Below are 15,930 nucleotides of genomic sequence, written 5' to 3'. Positions count from 1 at the left end.
GGCTGGGTGGAGAATTCAATGCTTGAAATGAAGAAGATATCCAAGGTCGTGGGCGGGGAGACGCATATCTACCCGACCGACCTGGTGCTGGAGAGGGGGTCGCTGAACGTTCTGCTCGGCCCGACCCTTTCCGGCAAAACGTCGCTGATGCGGCTGATGGCTGGCCTCGACAAGCCCGCCTCCGGTTCGCTCATTTTCGACGGTGCCGACGTCACCGGCCTGCCGGTGCAGAAGCGCTCGGTCGCCATGGTCTACCAGCAGTTCATCAACTATCCGGCGATGACGGTCTATGAGAACATTGCCTCGCCGATGCGCATCAGCGGCGCCGACGCCGCCACGATCGACCGCGAAGTGCGCAAGGCCGCCGATCTCTTGAAGCTGACGCCCTACCTCGACCGCACGCCCCTGAACCTCTCGGGCGGCCAGCAGCAGCGTACGGCACTTGCGCGCGCCATCGTCAAGAATGCCGATCTCGTGCTACTCGACGAACCGCTCGCCAACCTCGATTACAAGCTGCGCGAGGAACTGCGTGAAGAACTGCCGAAGATCTTCGCCGCCTCCGGCGCGATCTTCGTCTACGCCACCACCGAGCCCTCGGAAGCGCTGCTGCTCGGCGGCAATACGGCTGCCATGAGCCAGGGCCGCATCACCCAGTTCGGCAGGACGATCGACGTCTATCGTCGCCCGGTTGACCTGATCACCGCCCGCACCTTTGCCGATCCGCCGCTCAACTGCATCGAACTGGTCAAGTCGGGCGCGGCCTTCACGCTCGACGGCAAGCCGGTGCTGACGGTGCCTTCGCACCTTGCCGGCATCGCCGACGGCCCCTGCACCGTCGCCTTCCAGCCGCACCATATTTCGTTCGACCGCCCGCATGGCGGCGGCGATGCGCTCACCGTCAAGACCGCAATCTCCGAGATCGCCGGCTCGGAAAGCTTCATTCACGTCGGCTTTGCCAATGCGCGCTGGGTGATGCTGGCGCCGGGCATTCACGACATCGAACCCGACGCGACCCTGGATGTCTTCGTCGATACCCGCCACCTCATGGCCTTCGGGCCGGACGGACGCGCCATCGGCGGCGCGGCCTAAAGGGGGCGCTGGGAGGAAAACATGGCACGCATCAATCTCAACCATATCCGCCACGCCTATGGCGCCAAGCCGAAGTCGGAAAACGACTACGCGCTGAAGGAAGTGCACCACGAGTGGAACGACGGCGGCGCCTATGCGCTGCTCGGTCCCTCCGGCTGCGGCAAGACCACCCTGCTCAATATCATCTCCGGCCTGATCAATCCGTCCGAAGGAGAGATCCTCTTCGACGGCAAGGACGTGACGCATCTGTCGACCCAGGAACGCAACATCGCCCAGGTGTTCCAGTTCCCGGTCATCTACGACACGATGACGGTCTACGACAATCTCGCCTTCCCCCTGCGCAACCGGCATGTGCCGGAGGCCGAGGTCGACCGCCGCGTCAAGGAAACGATCGAAATGATCGGCCTTGGCGGCTGGGCGAAGAAGACGGCTCGCGGACTTACCGCCGACCAGAAGCAGAAGATCTCGCTCGGTCGCGGCCTCGTGCGCAACGACGTCAGCGCCATCCTGTTCGACGAGCCGCTGACCGTCATCGACCCGGAAATGAAATGGGTGCTGCGCTCGCAGATCAAGCGGCTGCACAAGCAGTTCGGCTTCACCATGGTCTACGTCACCCACGACCAGACCGAGGCACTGACCTTCGCCGACAAGGTCGTCGTCATGTATGACGGCCAGATCGTGCAGATCGGCACGCCTGCAGAGCTCTTCGAGCGCCCGCGCCACACCTTTGTCGGCTACTTCATCGGCTCGCCGGGCATGAACGTGTTGCCGGTCAAGCTCGACGGCGGCACGGCGACGATCGGCGGCGAGAAATTGGGCCTCACCTTCCAGCCCAAGGTCAAGGCCGGCGCCAAGACCGAGCTCGGTATCCGCCCGGAATTCGTCTCGCTCGGTCGCGAAGGCATGCCGGTCGCGATCACCAAGGTCGAGGATATCGGCCGCCACAAGATCGTGCGCGCCCGTTTTGCCGACCAGCCGATCTCGATCATCGTCGATGAAGACGGTGAGATCCCCGCCGAACCGCGCGTCACCTTCGATCCGAAAGCCATCAACATCTACGCCGATTCCTGGCGCGTCGGCGAGGAGGCCTGACCATGGAGAAAACCTGGAACAACAAGGCCTGGTTCATGGTGCTGCCGGTCCTCGTGCTGGTCGCCTTCTCGGCCGTCATCCCGCTGATGACCGTCGTCAACTATTCGGTCCAGGACACCTTCGGCAACAACCAGTTCTTCTGGGCCGGCACCGACTGGTACGTCCAGGTGCTGACCTCCGACCGCTTCTGGGACGCGCTCAGCCGCAACCTGATCTTCTCGGCGATCATTCTCGCCATCGAAATCCCGCTCGGCATCATCATCGCGCTCAACATGCCGAAGAAGGGTCTCGGCGTGCCGGTGTGCCTCGTCCTGATGGCGCTCCCGCTCCTGATCCCGTGGAACGTCGTCGGCACCATCTGGCAGGTCTTCGGCCGCGTCGACATCGGCCTGCTCGGCCGCACGCTCGAAGCGATCGGCATCAACTACAACTACGTGCAGAACCCCGTTGCCGCCTGGGTCACGCTGATCGTCATGGACGTCTGGCACTGGACGAGCCTCGTCGTGCTGCTCTGCTATGCCGGCCTCGTCTCGATCCCCGACGCCTATTACCAGGCGGCCAAGATCGACGGCGCTTCGCGCTGGTCGGTGTTCCGCTACATCCAGTTGCCGAAGATGAAGCGCGTTCTGCTGATCGCCTTCCTGCTGCGTTTCATGGACAGCTTCATGATCTACACCGAGCCCTTCGTCGTCACCGGCGGCGGCCCGGGCAACTCGACCACCTTCCTGTCGATCGACCTCGTCAAGACGGCCATCGGCCAGTTCGACCTCGGTCCGGCGGCAGCGCTATCGATCATCTACTTCCTCATCATCCTGCTGCTCTCGTGGATCTTCTACACCGTGATGACCACGAGCGACGCGCAGGGCTGACAAAGGCGGGAGGAGAAACAAAATGCAAAAACAACCGCTTACCGAACGCCTTTCCTGGCTGGTGCCGACGATCTACATCGTCTTCCTGCTCCTGCCGATCTATTGGCTCGTCAACATGAGCTTCAAGGAAACGAGCGAGATCCTGAGCACCTTCTCGCTCTGGCCGGTCAATCCGACGCTCCGGAACTATGAGGTGATCTTCACCGATCCCTCCTGGTACAACGGCTACATCAACTCGATCATCTACGTGGTCATGAACACGGTGATCTCGGTGACGGCAGCGCTGCCGGCGGCCTATGCCTTCTCGCGCTACCGCTTCCTCGGCGACAAGCACCTGTTCTTCTGGCTCTTGACCAACCGCATGGCGCCGCCGGCCGTCTTCGCGCTGCCCTTCTTCCAGCTCTATTCGGCCTTCGGCCTGATCGACACGCACATCGCAGTGGCGCTTGCACACTGCCTGTTCAACGTGCCGCTCGCCGTCTGGATCCTGGAAGGCTTCATGTCGGGCGTGCCGAAGGAGATCGACGAAACCGCCTACATCGACGGTTACTCGTTCCCGCGCTTCTTCGTGAAGATCTTCATGCCGCTGATCGCCTCCGGCATCGGTGTCGCCGCCTTCTTCTGCTTCATGTTCTCGTGGGTCGAACTCTTGCTTGCCCGCACGCTGACGACCACGGACGCCAAGCCGATCGCCGCCACCATGACCCGCACGGTTTCCGCCTCCGGTCTCGACTGGGGTGTGCTCGCCGCGGCCGGTGTGCTCACCATCATCCCGGGGGCATTGGTGATCTATTTCGTTCGCAACTACATCGCCAAGGGCTTTGCCCTGGGGAGGGTATGATGACCGCTCAACCCGTTCGCAAGGCCCGCTGGCAGCTGCCGTTTGCCGCCGTTCTCGTCGTCTACGCCACCGTTGCGGGGCTGCTCTTCAGCATGCTGCCGATCAAGGACGGCGCGCGCGACTGGTTCGCGCCGCTCATCCCCGGTGGCTGGATGGCCTGGTCGTTTCCGTCGGCCATGTTCTTCCTGACGATCTTCGCACTGCTGTCGATGATGGCGGTCTGGGAATATGCCTCGCCCGGTGGCAACCCGCGCGTCGGCATCCTGCGCTTCGAGACGACACGGGGCGATCGCCTCTTCGTGTCGCTGCTCGGCAGCGCCTTCATTCACCTCGCATGGCTCGGCTTCGTCGGTGGGCAGAACCTGTGGTGGGCGCTCGCGCTCTCCCTGGTCTATGCCGTCGGCGTCTTCCGCTACGTCTGAGGCGAACCGATTTGAGGGGCCGCTAAACCAGCGACCCCTCGAAAGCCAAAGAACCGCATTCGCAAACCTAAGGGAGGGAATTATGCGACGGCATCTTTTGACTACGACGGCAGCTATGCTGCTGGCATTCACCGGCAGCGCTTTTGCCGGCATGGACGAAGCCAAGAAGTTCCTCGACAGCGAGATCGGCGACATGTCCTCGCTCGACCGCGCGGCCCAGGAAGCCGAAATGCAGTGGTTCGTCGATGCGGCGAAGCCCTTTGCCGGCATGGAAATCAAGGTCGTTTCCGAAACGATCACCACCCATGAATACGAATCGAAGACGCTGGCCAAGGCCTTCTCCGACATCACCGGCATCAAGATCACCCACGACCTGATCGGCGAAGGCGACGTCGTCGAAAAGCTGCAGACGCAGATGCAGTCGGGCGAGAACGTCTATGACGCCTATATCAACGACTCGGATCTGATCGGTACCCATTGGCGCTACCAGCAGGCCCGCAGCCTGACCGACTTCATGGCCAATGAAGGCAAGGACGTCACCAACCCGAACCTCGACATCGACGACTTCATCGGCAAGTCCTTCACGACAGCACCGGACGGTAAGCTCTACCAGCTGCCCGACCAGCAGTTCGCGAACCTCTACTGGTTCCGCTACGACTGGTTCAACGACGAGAAGAACAAGGCGGACTTCAAGGCGAAGTACGGCTACGACCTCGGCGTTCCGGTCAACTGGTCCGCTTACGAAGACATCGCCGAGTTCTTCACCGGCCGCGAAGTCGACGGCAAGAAGGTCTATGGCCACATGGACTACGGCAAGAAGGACCCGTCGCTCGGCTGGCGCTTCACCGACGCCTGGCTGTCGATGGCCGGCAACGGCGACAAGGGCATCCCGAACGGCAAGCCGGTCGACGAGTGGGGCATCAAGGTCGACGAGAACTCGCGTCCGGTCGGTTCCTGCGTTGCCCGCGGTGGCGACACCAACGGCCCGGCTGCCGTCTACTCCATCCAGAAGTACCTCGACTGGATGAAGGCTTACGCTCCGGCTGCCGCCCAGGGCATGACCTTCTCGGAATCCGGCCCGGTTCCGTCGCAGGGCGAAGTCGCCCAGCAGATGTTCACCTACACGGCGTTCACCGCCGACTTCGTGAAGCCGGGTCTTCCTGTTGTCAACGAGGACGGCACGCCGAAGTGGCGTTTTGCTCCGAGCCCGCATGGCGTCTACTGGAAGGACGGCATGAAGCTCGGTTACCAGGACGCCGGTTCCTGGACGCTGCTGAAGTCCACGCCTGACGACCGCGCCAAGGCCGCCTGGCTCTATGCGCAGTTCGTCACCTCGAAGACTGTCGACGTGAAGAAGAGCCATGTCGGCCTCACCTTCATCCGCCAGTCGACGCTCGACCACAAGAGCTTCACGGACCGCGCGCCGAAGCTCGGCGGTCTGATCGAGTTCTACCGTTCGCCGGCCCGCCTGCAGTGGTCGCCGACCGGTACGAACGTTCCTGACTATCCGAAGCTGGCTCAGCTGTGGTGGCAGGCGATCGGCGATGCATCCTCGGGTGCCAAGACCGCTCAGGAAGCCATGGACTCGCTGTGCGCGGAGCAGGAGAAGGTTCTCTCCCGTCTCGAACGCTCGGGCGTTCAGGGCGACATCGGTCCGAAGCTCGCCGAAGAGCACGATCTCGAGTACTGGAACAAGGACGCCGTTTCCAAGGGCAACCTCGCTCCGCAGCTGAAGATCGAGAACGAGAAGGAAAAGCCGCAGACCGTCAACTACGACGATCTGGTCAAGAGCTGGCAGAAGTAACAGGAAGGCCGCCCCAAACCGGGCGGCCTTTTCCTTTCAGGAGATGCGGCACCGGGGTCGGCAACGGCCCCGGTATTTCTTTGCCGGCATGCGCGAGAGCCCGACCACGCCTACATGTGGGCAAGCCGCAGGCGCCCGGACTTCTCTAACCGGCGCTTGTCGAAGATTGCCCTGATGGCCTGCGTCGAGCCGTCATCCATCCGCACGCTCATGTCCATGTAGAGATGCTCGTCGACGATCGTGATGCGGATGTCGAAAGGCTTGCCGCGATAAAGGCTGGCGCCATCCTCGTTCCAGCGACCGATGCCTTCGGCACTCGAACCCTCGACCCGGCCGAGATGGGTCACCGCGAACCATCCGTCCCTGCCCGTCACCTTGAGCACGGGGCCGTTCCGCCGGATCTCGACCGAGCAGCTCTCGCAGTCACCGGCGCCGGAGACCACCTGCTGCCATTGCCCCTGGAAGCTCACGCCGCTCGCCCCGGCAACCGCCGGCCAGAGAACGATCAGCAGCGCGAGAAGCGCACGACCGGGAGACGAAAAGGCCAATCTGCAAGATTTCATCGACATGATCCCAAACGAGCCGTGGCGGAACCTTCGCACCCGGCGCGACGAACCATCGTCGTTTCGCATTGCAGCAACGTTGCATCGTTGCTAGGATCACCTCGTTCTTCGCCACGCCTTGGGGCTTTCTTCGGCAAGACCTGCCCGGTCAGAGCCGTTCGACGGTCAAATCCGGACCTTCCCCCCCAATCATCCCTCGACAATTCCCCCCGGAATCCGGAAAGTGTTTTCGTTCCGGCAAGACTTGCGACATTCTGTCTCGACAACCGAAGATAGCGGTTCCCCTGTTGGAGGACGGGGGCCGGACTGGTCGATGCAATGGGAGGAGGAACCATGAGCGACGTTTCCAGCATACACCCCGTGGACGAAAGGCTGCCCGTGGGCAGGCTTGCGACCCTCGGGTTACAGCATGTCCTTGTCATGTATGGCGGCGCCGTCGCGGTGCCCCTGATCGTCGGCCGCGCCTTGCAGCTCAGCCCTCAGGACGTCGCTTTTCTGATTTCGGCCGATCTTTTCGTTTGCGGTCTCGTCACCATCATCCAGTCGCTGGGCGTCGGCCGCAGCATCGGCATCCGGCTTCCGGTCATGATGGGCGTCACCTTCGCCTCGGTCGGCCCGATGGTGTCGATGGCAGCGATGACGCCTGGACAGGAGGGTGCCCGGATGATCTTCGGCGCGATCATCGGCGCCGGCCTCGTCGCGCTGCTGCTTGCCCCGGTCATGGGCCGGCTCCTGAGGTTCTTCCCCCCTGTCGTTACCGGCACGATCATTCTCGTCATCGGCGTTTCGCTGATGCGCGTCGGCGTGAACTGGATCTTCGGCAACCCCTTCGGCCCGACCGCACCCAAGCTCGTCGATCCGACCCATGCGGAATGGCTGGCGGAGCTCAAGAAGGCCGCGGCCACCGGAGGCCCGGCGGTTCCGGATGGCCTGGTGCTTGGCGCCAGCGTGCCGAACCCGCTCTACGCCGAGCCGAGCCACATTGCGCTTGCCGGCTTCGTGCTCCTCTCCATTCTCGTGATTGCCCGCTTCGGCCGCGGATTGATCAGCAACATCGCGGTACTGACAGGCGTCGTCGTCGGCTGCGTCGTCGCCGCAGCACTCGGCATGATGCATTTCGACCGGGTGGCCGATGCCGGCTGGTTCGCCGTCGTCACGCCGCTGCGCTTCGGCATGCCGATCTTCGATCCGGTGCTGATCGCGACGATGTCGCTGGTGATGATCGTCGTCATGATCGAATCGACCGGCATGTTCCTGGCGCTCGGCGAAATCACCAACCGCGAAGTCTCGCGGCAGCAACTGACGGCCGGCCTTAGGGTCGATGGCCTCGGCACCATGATCGGCGGCCTGTTCAACACCTTCCCCTATACGAGCTTCTCGCAGAATGTCGGCCTTGTCGGCGTCACCGGCGTCAAGAGCCGCTACGTCTGCGTGATGGGGGGCGTCATCATGATCGCGCTCGGCCTGATCCCGAAGATGGGCGCACTGGTCGAAGCGGTTCCGACCTTCGTGCTCGGCGGCGCCGGCCTTGTCATGTTCGGCATGGTTGCTGCGACCGGCGTGCGCATCCTGTCGACCGTCGATTTCAAGTCGTCGCGCAACAACCTCTTCGTGGTCGCCGTCTCGGTCGGCTTCGGCCTGATCCCGCTGATCGCGCCGAACTTCCTGATCTGGCTGCCGCATGCGATCCACCCGATCATCGAGTCCGGCATCGTGCTTGCTTCAATCTCGGCGGTCGTGCTCAACGCCTTCTTCAACGGTCTCAGCTTCGAAAGCACAGCCAGCGTCAATGCTGCCAAGCTTGCCGACAGCCATTGAACCCTTTACAATCGCGAAACCCCGGCTTTCCCACGAAAGCCGGGGTTTCGCTTTTCACACGGCAAGATCCCGATACTTCGACCACCAACGAAGCATCCGCCGCCAGCGTCGCGTTAGAACGATGGCAACAATGACGACGCAAGGATGCGACCCCGATGGCCAAGACCAACCTCTCCCTCGAACTCCTGTTGCTTCTGGCGCTCGCAACGCTTTGGGGCGCCTCCTACACCTTCATCAAGATCGGCATCGAGACCATTCCGCCGGTCACGCTGATTGCCGCGCGCACCCTGATTGCCGGCACGCTTCTTCTTGCCGTTCTGCGCTGGCGCGGCCTTAGCCTGCCGCGTGACGCGGCAACCTGGCGGCGCTTCCTGTTCCAGGCCTGCCTCAACAGCGTCGTGCCGTTCACGCTGATCGCCTGGGCCGAGCAGACGATCGATGCCGGCATCGCCTCGATCCTCAATGCGACGACGCCGATCTTTGCCTTCCTGATGACGGCGCTGATCACCCGCCACGAGGCGGTCACGGCCCGCAAGCTCGTCGGCATCCTCGCCGGCATGACCGGCATCAGCCTGATCATCGGCATGGAGGCCTTCGGCGGGCTCGGCGAACAGTTGCTGCCGCAGCTCGCCGTCGTGCTCGCCACCGTCTGCTACGCGGGTGCGGCCATCTTCGGTCGCGGCTTCAAGGGGCTCGACCCGATGATGCCCGCCGCCGGATCGTTGATTGCCGGTACTGCGCTGCTGATCCCGGTAAGCCTCGTCGTCGACAGGCCCTGGACGCTGGCACCATCGGCGGGGTCGTTGCTGGCGCTCGTCGGCCTCGCCGTGTTCTCGACCGCCCTTGCCTTTGCCATCTACTTCCGGCTGATCCAGACGCTGGGCTCGGTCGGCGCCACGGCCCAGGCCTATCTGCGCGTGCCGATCGGCGTTGCCATCGGTGCGCTCTTTCTCGGCGAACGGCTGTCCGACACCGCCTGGATCGGCCTTGGCTGCGTCATCGTCGGGGTCGCGGCCATGACCATCCCGGCGCGGCAACGCGCCGCTGCGATCGCCGACCGCGGCTGAGCCCACTTACGGATAAAGAAAAGAGATTGCGCGCGCCGTCTGGCGCGCCATTACCGAGGCCTCAGTCCTTGCGCTTGCGGCAGTAGAGTTCCAGCCGGTGACGCACGAGGTCATAGCCGAGTTCGGCGGCGATTTCCGCCTGAAGCTGTTCAATCTTGTCGGAGCGGAACTCGATCACCGCGCCGGTGTCGATATCGATCAGGTGGTCATGATGCGGCGCGTCGGCGGTCTCGAAGCGAGCGGTCGCACTCTCGAAGGCATGGCGCTGCACCACGCCCTGTTGCTCAAGCGCTGACAAGGTCCGGTAGACCGTCGACAGCGAGACGGTGGCGTCGATTTCCTTCGCCCGGCGATGCAGTTCGTTTGCATCCGGATGGTCTTCTGCGGTGGCGAGGATCTTCAGGATTGCGGCACGCTGGCGCGTCACGCGCACGCCACCATCCCGCAACACGCCTTCCAGTTCTTCGACACGATTCTTGTTCTGTTTCATGGCCGTACACTAGCCAAGGGCACGGCCTTTGAAAATAGCCAGTTGCGAATGCTTCTCATTTGCATTGACTTATGCAAATCATTCCCCTACTCCTGCTGATATCAACATCTGGGAGTAGAGAATGATCGATCAGACGAGGCGCGCGATCCTGGCGGCAATGACGGCCGTCGCAGCCATTGCGCTCGTTCCAGGCGCCGCTTACGCGCAGGAGAAATTCAAGGCCGTGACGACCTTCACGGTCATTGCCGACATGGCAAAGAATGTCGCAGGCGACGCAGCCATCGTCGAATCGATCACCAAGCCGGGCGCCGAGATCCACAACTACCAGCCGACGCCGCGCGATATCCTGAAGGCGCACGACGCCAAGCTGATCCTCTGGAACGGCCTGAACCTGGAGCGCTGGTTCGAAAAGTTCTTCCAGAACTTCGACGATGTTCCCGGCGTCGTCGTCTCGACCGGCATCGACCCCATGGGCATTGCCGAGGGCCCCTATAGCGGCAAGCCCAATCCGCATGCCTGGATGTCGCCATCGGCCGCGTTGATCTATGTCGACAACATCCGCGACGCCTTCGTGAAGTACGACCCTGACAATGCCGAGACCTACAAGGCCAATGCCGAGGCCTACAAGCAGAAGATCGAGGCAACCATTGCACCGATCCGCGCCGAGATCGCCAAGATCCCCGAGGACAAGCGCTGGCTGGTCTCGAGCGAAGGCGCCTTCAGCTACCTGATCCGCGATTTCGGCATGAAGGAACTCTACCTCTGGCCGATCAATGCCGACCAGCAGGGTACCCCGCAGCAGGTCCGCAAGGTGATCGACGCCGTCAGGGCGAACCATATCCCGGTCGTCTTCTCCGAAAGCACGATTTCGCCCGATCCGGCAGAGCAAGTGGCGCGCGAGACCGGTGCAAAATACGGCGGCGTGCTTTACGTTGATTCCCTGAGCGAAGCGGACGGCCCGGTTCCAACCTATGTCGACCTGCTGCGCGTCACATCGGAAACCATCGCCAAGGGTCTTGCACAATGAACCTTCAGGTGAAGACCCGCTCCGGCCCGGCACCTACTTCCGGCGAGCAAGGAAGCGGCATCCGCGTTGCCGGCGCCACCGTCACCTACCGCAACGGCCTGCGGGCGCTGCGTGACGCTAGCTTCGAGATCCCGACCGGCACGATCACAGCACTCGTCGGCGTCAACGGCAGCGGCAAGTCGACACTGTTCAAGGCGATCATGGGCTTTGCCCGCCTGTCGCGCGGCGACATCTCGATCCTCGGTCTTTCCGTGCCGGAAGCGCTGAAGAAGAACCTCGTCGCCTATGTGCCCCAAGCCGAAGAAGTCGACTGGAACTTCCCGGTGCTGGTCGAAGACGTCGTCATGATGGGCCGATATGGCCACATGAACATGCTGCGCATCCCGAAGAAGATCGATCACGAGGCGGTCGAGGCAGCCCTTGCCCGCGTCGGCATGAGCGACTACCGCAAGCGCCAGATCGGCGAGCTCTCCGGCGGCCAGAAGAAGCGCGTCTTCCTCGCACGCGCCCTTGCCCAGGACGGCAAGGTCATCCTGCTCGACGAGCCCTTCACCGGCGTCGACGTCAAGACCGAGGACGCGATCATCCGGCTGCTCATCGGGCTTCGCGACGAGGGCCGGGTCATGCTGGTCTCGACCCACAATCTCGGCAGCGTGCCGGAATTCTGCGACCGCACCGTGCTGCTGAAAAACACCGTGCTCGCCTACGGCCCGACCGAGACGACCTTTACCCGCGAAAACCTCGAACTCGCCTTTGGCGGCGTGCTCCGGCATTTCGTGCTCGGCGGTGAAAACCTGCACGACGATGCCGATCCCCGCCAGCTTGCCGTCATCACCGACGACGAGCGTCCGCTCGTCATGTATGGCGACAAGGACCGCATGGTGGCCCAGCCGGCAAAGCCTGAAGCGAACACGGAGCCGAACGGCAAATGACCGCCACGCTTCTCGAACCCTTCACCTACGGCTACATGCTCAACGCCATGTGGGTGAGCGCGCTGGTCGGCGGCGTCTGCGCCTTCCTGTCTTCCTATCTGATGCTCAAGGGCTGGTCTCTGATCGGGGACGCGCTCTCGCACTCGATCGTGCCCGGCGTCGCCGGCGCCTACATGCTCGGCCTGCCCTTCTCGCTCGGCGCCTTCTTCTCCGGGGCGCTCGCCGCCGGCGCCATGCTCTTCCTCAACCAACGCACAAGGCTGAAGGAAGACACGATCATCGGCCTGATCTTCACCTCCTTCTTCGGCCTCGGCCTGTTCATGGTGTCGCTGTCGCCGACGTCGGTGAACATCCAAACGATCGTGCTCGGCAATATCCTGGCGATCACGCCGGCCGACACGCTGCAGCTGGCGATCATCGGCATCGTCTCGCTGATCATTCTGACGGCCAAGTGGAAGGACCTGATGGTCACCTTCTTCGACGAGAGCCATGCCCGCTCGATCGGAATTCCGACGACCTTCCTCAAGGTCCTGTTCTTCACGCTGCTTTCGGCCTGTACGGTCGCGGCGCTGCAGACCGTCGGCGCCTTCCTCGTCATCGCCATGGTGGTGACGCCGGGCGCCACCGCCTACCTGCTGACGGACCGTTTCCCGCGGCTGATCCTGATCAGCGTCGCCATCGGTACGCTGACGAGCTTCTTCGGCGCCTATTTCAGCTACTTCCTCGATGGCGCCACCGGTGGCATCATCATCGTGCTGCAGACGCTGATCTTCCTCACGGCCTTCGTCTTTGCCCCGAAACACGGACTTCTCGCCGCGCGCCGGCGTGGCGCCGAACCGGCGGAGGCTGGCCGATGATCTCGCTCGACATGATGCTTGCCGTGTTCGAATTCGAGTTCATGCGCAACGCGCTTCTGATCTCGGTGCTGGTGGCGATCCCGACCGCGATGCTCTCCTGCTTCCTGGTGCTGAAGGGCTGGTCGCTGATGGGCGATGCGATCTCGCATGCCGTCTTTCCCGGCGTGGTGATCTCCTACATCGTCGGCCTGCCGCTCGCCGTCGGCGCCTTTGCCGCCGGCATGTCCTGCGCGTTGCTGACCGGCTATCTCAAGGAGAACAGCCGCATCAAGCAGGATACGGTCATGGGCGTGGTCTTTTCCGGCATGTTCGGTTTCGGCCTGGTGCTCTACACCAAGATCCAGAGCGACGTGCACCTCGATCACATCCTCTTCGGCGACATGCTCGGCATTGGTTGGCCCGACATTGTCGAGACCGGCGTGATCGCGCTCGTCGCCGCCGGCATCCTCGCGGTCAAGTGGCGGGATTTCCTGCTGCATGCCTTCGACCCGGCCCAGGCCAAGGCCGTCGGCCTGCCGGTCAACTGGCTGCACTACGGGCTGCTGGCGATCCTGTCGCTGACGATCGTCGGCGCGTTGAAGGCGGTGGGGCTGATCCTCGCCATCGCCATGCTGATCGCGCCGGGCGCCATCGCCTTCCTGATCACCCGGACCATGGGCGCGATGCTCGTCGTCGCCGTGCTGGTCGCGATGACGGCGTCGTTTACCGGCGTCTATCTGTCCTTCTTCATCGACAGCGCGCCGGCGCCGACCATCGTGCTGCTGATGACCGCGATGTTCCTGATGGCCTTCGCCTGGTCGTCCTGGCGGACCTACCGCAACGAAGCCCGGCGCACGGCGGCCGAATGAGAAAGAGGCTCCCCTTGCAGGGAGCCTCTTTGCCTTTGTCAGTGGCTCGGGTGCAGCGCGTCGTTGAGATACATGCAGGTCAGCATGGTGAAGATGTAGGCCTGGATGAGCGCCATCAGCAGTTCGAGCCCGGTCAGCGCCACAGTCATCAGCAGCGGCATCACCGCCGCCAGCATCCCGAGCGCACCAAAACCGCTAAGCCCCACGACGAAGCCCGCGAAGACCTTGAGCGTGATGTGACCGGCGAGCATGACCGCGAACAGACGCACCGAGTGGCTGACCGGGCGCGAGAGGTACGAGACCACCTCGATCGGGATGATGATCGGTGCCAAGATCAGCGGCACGCCCGACGGCATGAACAGCCGCAGGAAGCCGAGGCCATGCCGGTAGAGGCCATAGAGCGTGACCGTCAGGAAAACGAGCATCGCCAGCGCGAAGGTGACGGCGATGTGGCTCGTCACCGTGAAGGCATAGGGGAACATGCCGATCAGGTTGGCGGTGAGGATGAACATGAACAGCGAGAAGACGAGCGGGAAGAAGCGCATGCCCTTCTCGCCGGCATTGTCGCGCAGTGTCTTTGCCGCGAACTCGTAGAGGATTTCGGCCGCCGACTGCGCCCTGTTCGGCACGAGGCCGCGCCTCCTGGTCGACAGGATCAGGAAGAGGCTGGCGATCGCGATCGTCAGCACCATATAGGCGGCAGAGTTGGTAAAGCTGATCTGGTGGCCGCCGACTTCGGCGATCGGGAAGAGCGACTTGATCTCAAATTGTTCGATGGGTCCGGCCATCATCAACCTCGTGCGTTGGTGACGAAACGTCGGCGGCGCGCGCGGGCGGCCACCTGCGCGCTTCAATATGTTGGGAAAGCGATCGGCGGCCGGGATCGTTCCACGAAACGATGGCGTCCGGCGGGGTGATCGGGCTGCTCGATGAAGGAAATGGTCACGCGGGCGTGCCGCGGGCTACGGGGCTGCATGGTACGATCGTCTCCAATATCTCGGTCGAGATAATGGGGCCGTCCCCAGGCGAAACACCGACGCGGGTCGTCCCGCGTGCGCCTGACCTAGAGGCAATTTGCGCCGGGGTCAAGTCGGCGCCCGGCCGGCGCGCAACCGGTCTCAGCCGTAGCGACGGTGATCCGCAAGAACCTCGTCGATCACCACGCGCTGCTTTGCCTTTTCGCTCGCCGGCGCGCCAGCCATGCCGGCAAGCACGATCAACGCCTTCCACAGCGTCCAGCCGCGGCCCCGCGCCCAGGCGCCGTGATCGAGAGCCATGCCGTCGCGGAAGACCTCGCGGCTCTCGCCGCCGAAAAACGTCCAGGCAATCGCCAGATCGCAGGCGGGATCCCCGACGCCGGAAGTGCCGAAGTCGATGACGCCGCTCAGGCTGCCGTTCTCGACCAGCAGGTTGCCCCAGGCGATATCGCCGTGAAACCAGAGGGGCGGTCCCTCGAACCGTGCGGCAAGTGCGGCTTCCCATACCTCCCCTGCCGCCGTCGTGTCGACATCGCCCGCAAGCAGCGTGAGCGCCCGGCGCGTCTGCGCGTCGTAGAAGGCGGGCGGTCCACCGCGATGGAAATTGTGATCGCCGGGCACGGGCCCTCCAGCGGTATCCGCTTGCATCAGCGCGCGCAGGAACCGCGTCAGGTCCTTCGCGACCTGCCTGACATCGTCGACCCGCTCGGCAGCCAGTGTTTCCCCGGGGAGATAACGATAGACCGACCAGGGCCAGGGAAAACCTTCTCCCGGCACGCCCTTGCCGAGAGGCACAGGAATGGGCAGCGGCAGTTGCGGCGCCAACAGCGGCAGCCAGCGATGTTCCTTTTCCACCTGCAGAACGTAGTGTTCGGCGCTCGGCAACCGGACGGTCATCCGGTCGCCGAGGCGAAACGTCCTGTTGTCCCAGCCGCCCGGTTCGATCGGCCTTATGTCGAGTTCCGACCACTGCGGAAACTGCACCGCGAGTAGCCGGCGCACCAGTGCTACGTCGATCGACGGCGTTGCGGATGTCGGCTCTGTCATGACGAACATGCGCTCCGGTTTGAATGTCTGCGGACGCTAGTTAGGCAATCGCTTCCGGATTTCAACTTTTTAGTTCACGCCGGCGATGGTTCACCGGCGCGTTGTGCCGGGATGCAACAGTCGCCTCGCGGTTATCGGCGGTTGCATATTGCCGCCGCGACGGATTTCGAGGATGAAGAAGGCTTGG

General features: G+C 63.2%; 16 protein-coding genes. 12 read left to right on the top strand and 4 right to left on the bottom strand.

Annotated elements, in window-relative coordinates; all coding sequences use genetic code 11:
- Positions 1–18: 18 nt before the first annotated feature.
- From OKW20_RS24890 to OKW20_RS24865, 6 genes are all read left to right on the top strand, one after another.
- Positions 19–1,089: an ABC transporter ATP-binding protein gene (locus OKW20_RS24890; protein WP_429176474.1), complete on the top strand. Its 1,071-nt coding sequence runs from the start codon at positions 19–21 to the stop codon at positions 1,087–1,089.
- Between the two features lie 21 nt (positions 1,090–1,110).
- Positions 1,111–2,181 (top strand): ABC transporter ATP-binding protein, encoded by a 1,071-nt coding sequence (locus OKW20_RS24885; RefSeq protein ID WP_043619104.1) that lies wholly within the window; start codon positions 1,111–1,113, stop codon positions 2,179–2,181.
- 2 nt (positions 2,182–2,183) lie between these two features.
- Complete coding sequence (locus OKW20_RS24880) at positions 2,184–3,050, top strand: carbohydrate ABC transporter permease (RefSeq protein ID WP_034802451.1); 867 nt, start codon at positions 2,184–2,186, stop codon at positions 3,048–3,050.
- A gap of 22 nt (positions 3,051–3,072) precedes the next feature.
- On the top strand, positions 3,073–3,891 hold the full coding sequence (locus tag OKW20_RS24875) for a carbohydrate ABC transporter permease (RefSeq protein WP_043619107.1): 819 nt from the start codon (positions 3,073–3,075) through the stop codon (positions 3,889–3,891).
- Positions 3,891–4,313, top strand: a complete 423-nt coding sequence (locus OKW20_RS24870) for a DUF2160 domain-containing protein (RefSeq protein ID WP_043619110.1) — start codon at positions 3,891–3,893, stop codon at positions 4,311–4,313. Before OKW20_RS24875 ends, OKW20_RS24870 begins: the two co-directional genes overlap by 1 nt.
- Before the next feature lie 82 nt (positions 4,314–4,395).
- Positions 4,396–6,117: an ABC transporter substrate-binding protein gene (locus OKW20_RS24865; RefSeq protein WP_043619113.1), complete on the top strand. Its 1,722-nt coding sequence runs from the start codon at positions 4,396–4,398 to the stop codon at positions 6,115–6,117.
- 110 nt (positions 6,118–6,227) lie between these two features.
- Here the strand turns inward: OKW20_RS24865 and OKW20_RS24860 are convergent, their stop codons facing one another.
- On the bottom strand, positions 6,228–6,680 hold the full coding sequence (locus OKW20_RS24860) for a hypothetical protein (protein WP_156134131.1): 453 nt from the start codon (positions 6,678–6,680) through the stop codon (positions 6,228–6,230).
- Positions 6,681–7,013: 333 nt separating this feature from the next.
- On the opposite strand from OKW20_RS24860, the gene OKW20_RS24855 reads away from it, so the two are divergent.
- Both OKW20_RS24855 and OKW20_RS24850 read left to right on the top strand, forming a co-directional pair.
- The gene (locus tag OKW20_RS24855) at positions 7,014–8,498 is read left to right on the top strand and encodes a nucleobase:cation symporter-2 family protein (protein ID WP_192450949.1); all 1,485 of its coding nucleotides are present in this window, start codon (positions 7,014–7,016) and stop codon (positions 8,496–8,498) included.
- Positions 8,499–8,653: 155 nt separating this feature from the next.
- Entirely contained in the window at positions 8,654–9,565 is a 912-nt protein-coding gene (locus OKW20_RS24850; protein WP_429176467.1) for a DMT family transporter, read from the top strand.
- A gap of 61 nt (positions 9,566–9,626) precedes the next feature.
- Here OKW20_RS24850 and OKW20_RS24845 read toward each other — a convergent pair whose 3' ends face one another.
- On the bottom strand, positions 9,627–10,055 hold the full coding sequence (locus OKW20_RS24845; RefSeq protein WP_034802472.1) for a Fur family transcriptional regulator: 429 nt from the start codon (positions 10,053–10,055) through the stop codon (positions 9,627–9,629).
- A gap of 121 nt (positions 10,056–10,176) precedes the next feature.
- On the opposite strand from OKW20_RS24845, the gene OKW20_RS24840 reads away from it, so the two are divergent.
- From OKW20_RS24840 to OKW20_RS24825, 4 genes are read left to right on the top strand one after another with little or no spacing between them, the layout of a single operon-like run.
- Positions 10,177–11,082, top strand: coding sequence for a metal ABC transporter substrate-binding protein (locus tag OKW20_RS24840; RefSeq protein ID WP_192450951.1), 906 nt, complete (start codon positions 10,177–10,179; stop codon positions 11,080–11,082).
- Positions 11,079–12,014, top strand: coding sequence for a manganese/iron ABC transporter ATP-binding protein (locus OKW20_RS24835; protein ID WP_429176463.1), 936 nt, complete (start codon positions 11,079–11,081; stop codon positions 12,012–12,014). The genes OKW20_RS24840 and OKW20_RS24835 overlap by 4 nt, the downstream gene beginning before the upstream one ends.
- Positions 12,011–12,871, top strand: coding sequence for a metal ABC transporter permease (locus OKW20_RS24830; protein ID WP_192450952.1), 861 nt, complete (start codon positions 12,011–12,013; stop codon positions 12,869–12,871). Before OKW20_RS24835 ends, OKW20_RS24830 begins: the two co-directional genes overlap by 4 nt.
- A complete protein-coding gene (locus OKW20_RS24825) occupies positions 12,868–13,719 on the top strand; it encodes a metal ABC transporter permease (RefSeq protein WP_429176459.1) in 852 nt (283 codons plus the stop codon). Before OKW20_RS24830 ends, OKW20_RS24825 begins: the two co-directional genes overlap by 4 nt.
- Positions 13,720–13,757: 38 nt before the next feature.
- Here OKW20_RS24825 and OKW20_RS24820 read toward each other — a convergent pair whose 3' ends face one another.
- Together OKW20_RS24820 and OKW20_RS24815 are read right to left on the bottom strand one after the other, a co-directional pair.
- Positions 13,758–14,507, bottom strand: coding sequence for a F0F1 ATP synthase subunit A (locus OKW20_RS24820; protein WP_429176456.1), 750 nt, complete (start codon positions 14,505–14,507; stop codon positions 13,758–13,760).
- A gap of 330 nt (positions 14,508–14,837) precedes the next feature.
- Positions 14,838–15,743, bottom strand: coding sequence for an aminoglycoside phosphotransferase family protein (locus tag OKW20_RS24815; RefSeq protein WP_429176453.1), 906 nt, complete (start codon positions 15,741–15,743; stop codon positions 14,838–14,840).
- Positions 15,744–15,930: the final 187 nt, after the last annotated feature.

The sequence above is a fragment of the Ensifer sp. LBL genome (assembly GCF_050435225.1).
GTDB lineage: Bacteria > Pseudomonadota > Alphaproteobacteria > Rhizobiales > Rhizobiaceae > Ensifer.
The sequence above is the reverse complement of the archived record's forward strand: the minus strand, read 5'-3'. Positions and strand labels throughout refer to the sequence as shown.

What these genes read in the sequence shown, in the direction of transcription:
- OKW20_RS24870 (WP_043619110.1), top strand. Translation starts at nt 3,891, where the DNA reads ATGACCGCTCAACCCGTTCGCAAGGCCCGCTGGCAGCTGCCGTTTGCC.
- OKW20_RS24860 (WP_156134131.1), bottom strand. Translation starts at nt 6,680, where the DNA reads ATGAAATCTTGCAGATTGGCCTTTTCGTCTCCCGGTCGTGCGCTTCTC.
- OKW20_RS24850 (WP_429176467.1), top strand. Translation starts at nt 8,654, where the DNA reads ATGGCCAAGACCAACCTCTCCCTCGAACTCCTGTTGCTTCTGGCGCTC.
- OKW20_RS24835 (WP_429176463.1), top strand. Translation starts at nt 11,079, where the DNA reads ATGAACCTTCAGGTGAAGACCCGCTCCGGCCCGGCACCTACTTCCGGC.
- OKW20_RS24840 (WP_192450951.1), top strand. Translation starts at nt 10,177, where the DNA reads ATGATCGATCAGACGAGGCGCGCGATCCTGGCGGCAATGACGGCCGTC.
- OKW20_RS24875 (WP_043619107.1), top strand. Translation starts at nt 3,073, where the DNA reads ATGCAAAAACAACCGCTTACCGAACGCCTTTCCTGGCTGGTGCCGACG.
- OKW20_RS24830 (WP_192450952.1), top strand. Translation starts at nt 12,011, where the DNA reads ATGACCGCCACGCTTCTCGAACCCTTCACCTACGGCTACATGCTCAAC.
- OKW20_RS24825 (WP_429176459.1), top strand. Translation starts at nt 12,868, where the DNA reads ATGATCTCGCTCGACATGATGCTTGCCGTGTTCGAATTCGAGTTCATG.
- OKW20_RS24845 (WP_034802472.1), bottom strand. Translation starts at nt 10,055, where the DNA reads ATGAAACAGAACAAGAATCGTGTCGAAGAACTGGAAGGCGTGTTGCGG.
- OKW20_RS24855 (WP_192450949.1), top strand. Translation starts at nt 7,014, where the DNA reads ATGAGCGACGTTTCCAGCATACACCCCGTGGACGAAAGGCTGCCCGTG.
- OKW20_RS24820 (WP_429176456.1), bottom strand. Translation starts at nt 14,507, where the DNA reads ATGGCCGGACCCATCGAACAATTTGAGATCAAGTCGCTCTTCCCGATC.
- OKW20_RS24865 (WP_043619113.1), top strand. Translation starts at nt 4,396, where the DNA reads ATGCGACGGCATCTTTTGACTACGACGGCAGCTATGCTGCTGGCATTC.
- OKW20_RS24885 (WP_043619104.1), top strand. Translation starts at nt 1,111, where the DNA reads ATGGCACGCATCAATCTCAACCATATCCGCCACGCCTATGGCGCCAAG.
- OKW20_RS24815 (WP_429176453.1), bottom strand. Translation starts at nt 15,743, where the DNA reads ATGACAGAGCCGACATCCGCAACGCCGTCGATCGACGTAGCACTGGTG.
- OKW20_RS24880 (WP_034802451.1), top strand. Translation starts at nt 2,184, where the DNA reads ATGGAGAAAACCTGGAACAACAAGGCCTGGTTCATGGTGCTGCCGGTC.
- OKW20_RS24890 (WP_429176474.1), top strand. Translation starts at nt 19, where the DNA reads ATGCTTGAAATGAAGAAGATATCCAAGGTCGTGGGCGGGGAGACGCAT.